Raw genomic sequence first — 2,443 nt, forward strand, 5'->3', positions numbered from 1 at the left:
GAGCCGCACTTGGCCTCGTGCTCGCCGAAGCCTGCCGCGGTGACGGGGAGGCCCTGGTGGACCGGGACGGTGTAGATATCGACGCTGGCGAACGCCGAGGGCGCCGCGGAGAGGGTCAGGAGACCGGCGGCCGCGGCCGTGACTATGGCGCGGGTGGTACGGGTGGTGCGGGTGGCGTGCATGATCACCGTTCGTCATGGGTGGTGGGAGCGACGGGACCGTCCGGACCGGCCGGTGGGCCCCCTCGTGTCCATCAGCGCCGCCCGCGCCTCCGGTGTCACACCCCGGACAGAAATGGTCGGATTCGCGACCGAACAGGGCGCCGGACGTCCGCACGAGGGGCAGGCCGTCACCGCGTCCACCGCCCCGGCCCCGAGCCCGCCCGCCCGACACGGCGGCCACCGTCGCCCGACGGTCCGTCGCCGCCTCTGCCCACGGAAAGGCACGCCGGTCCGCCAAGGGTTTTCGCCCGGGTTATCCGGGTTCTCCTGCTTCTCCGGGTTCTCCTGCTTCTCCTGCTTCTCCGGGTTCTTCGGGTTCTTCGGGTTTGCGGAACTCTCGGATTCCCGGTCAAAAATTCCCGGAATCCTTCGCAACCGATGCGACGGATCGGCCGTCCATAGGAATGCAGGCCGACGGAATAGCCTGCAACACACCATTCCTTGGGGGGAATCCACTCATGCGTGCCCGCTCCGCCATGGCCGTTGCCGCACTCACGGCCCTGGTCCTGACCCTGCCCGCCACCACCGCCTCGGCCACCCCGGCCGCGGCCCCGACCCCCGGCACCCCGGCCGCCACCTCCGTCGGCACCGACAGGGCCACCGCCCCGGCCGCCTTCGTACCGCTCGGCATCACCCGGGCGCTCGACACCCGGGACTACCGGGAGAACCCGGCCGGGGCAGCCCGCAAGCTGCAGCCCGGGGAGAGCTTCGACGTCCCACTCTCCAACTGGAAGAACCACCCCCCGCGCGAGCTGCCCGTCGTCCCGGCGGACGCCACCGCCGTGGTGGTCAACGTGACCGCCACCAACACCACCGAGGACGGCTACCTCACCGTCCGCCGCGACGGCGACCGGCCGGGGGCGCCGGCCACGTCCACGCTGAACTTCAAGGCCGGCGAGACCGTCTCCAACATGGTCACGGTCGCGGTCACGCCGCGCGGGGCCGACACCAGCCCGCAGATCAATGTGTACAACAACGCGGGCACCACCGACGTCGTGGTCGACATCCTCGGCTACTACGCGCCCAGCACCCCGCAGCGGCCGGGCCAGAAGTACGACCCGGTCCGCCCGACCCGCCTCACCGACACCCGGGTCGAGGGCGGGCGCCTCGGCCGGGGCAGTGTCGTGACCGCCGACGTCGCCCGGCGGGACCTCGGCACGGCCGACGCCAGGGCGGTGGTCCTGAACGTCACCGCCGCCGACCCGTCGACCGAGGGCTTCGTCGTCGCCCACCCGTCCAGCAGCCCGCTGCCCACCGAAGGTTCCCACCTCAACTACGGACCGGGGCGGACCGTCGCCAACCAGGTGGTGGTCCCGGTCGGCCCGGACGGAACGATCGAGTTCTTCAACACCGGCTCCACCGACCTCGTGGTCGACATCGTCGGCTACTACGGCCCCTCGGGCCACAACCTCTACAGCCCGGTGACCGAGCAGGCACGCCTGCTGGACACCCGCCCCGGAGCGGGAGCCCTGGCCTTCAGCACGCTGGAGTTCCCGGTGGCCGGTCGCGCCGGGGTTCCGGACAACGCCACCGCCGTCACGCTGAACATGACGGTCACCGAGCCGCAGGCCGACGGCCACCTGGCGGTCTTCGCCGCCGACGAGGCCGCCGCCCGCCCCGGCACGTCGAACCTCGACTTCAAGGCCGGCCAGACGGTCGCCAACGGGGTCGCCGCCCAGCTGGGCGGCAACCCCGGCTCCGTGGACGTCTACCACCACGCCGCCGGATTCACCCAGGTGATCGCCGACCTGACCGGCTGGTTCGTCGAGGGCTGACCNGACACCTCGTCGCCCTCCCCGCGCGGCGGCGCGGGGAGGGCGACGGGGCAGCCCGCTCCACCGACCACCGCCGCGGCGACGCCCGGCGGACCTTCATCACCCGTACTGCGGGGGGGCACAAACGGTCCGCAGAGAAAACCGAGCACGCCCGCCGGTATTCGGCGTGCCCTGAATCGCTGACGAACGTTCTCGAAATAATTCGTTGCCAAAGGGAAGGTTCGCCGTCCACAGAAATGCCGGCTGTCCGAACAGCCTGCAGTACACCATTCCTCGGGGGTACGGAATCGCCCGGATCCTCGACACCCGCACCACGGAGGGTTATGTGGTCGCCCACCCCTCCGGCGAAACGCTGCCGCGCCAGGGCTCCCATGTCAGCTACGGGCCCGGGCGGACCGTCGCCGACCAGGTCGTGGTCCCGGTCGGCGCGGACGGCCGTCCCGGGAC

At 71.7% G+C, this 2,443-nt stretch carries 2 protein-coding genes; one reads left to right on the forward strand and one right to left on the reverse strand.

Annotated features, from left to right (window positions below):
- A partial coding sequence (locus VR45_RS30205) for a hypothetical protein (RefSeq protein ID WP_045943048.1) occupies positions 1 to 182 on the reverse strand: 182 nt, incomplete at its 3' end.
- A 497-nt stretch (positions 183 to 679) separates the two neighbouring features.
- Between VR45_RS30205 and VR45_RS30210 the strand changes: the two genes are divergently transcribed.
- The gene (locus VR45_RS30210; RefSeq protein WP_045943049.1) at positions 680 to 1,996 is read left to right on the forward strand and encodes a hypothetical protein; all 1,317 of its coding nucleotides are present in this window, start codon (positions 680 to 682) and stop codon (positions 1,994 to 1,996) included.
- The last annotated feature ends 447 nt before the right edge of the window (positions 1,997 to 2,443 follow it).

The organism is Streptomyces sp. NRRL S-495 (assembly GCF_000966955.1).
Taxonomy (GTDB): Bacteria; Actinomycetota; Actinomycetes; order Streptomycetales; family Streptomycetaceae; genus Kitasatospora; species Kitasatospora purpeofusca.

Coding starts and splice junctions, on each gene's coding strand:
- VR45_RS30210 (WP_045943049.1), top strand. CDS start 680: ATGCGTGCCCGCTCCGCCATGGCCGTTGCCGCACTCACGGCCCTGGTC.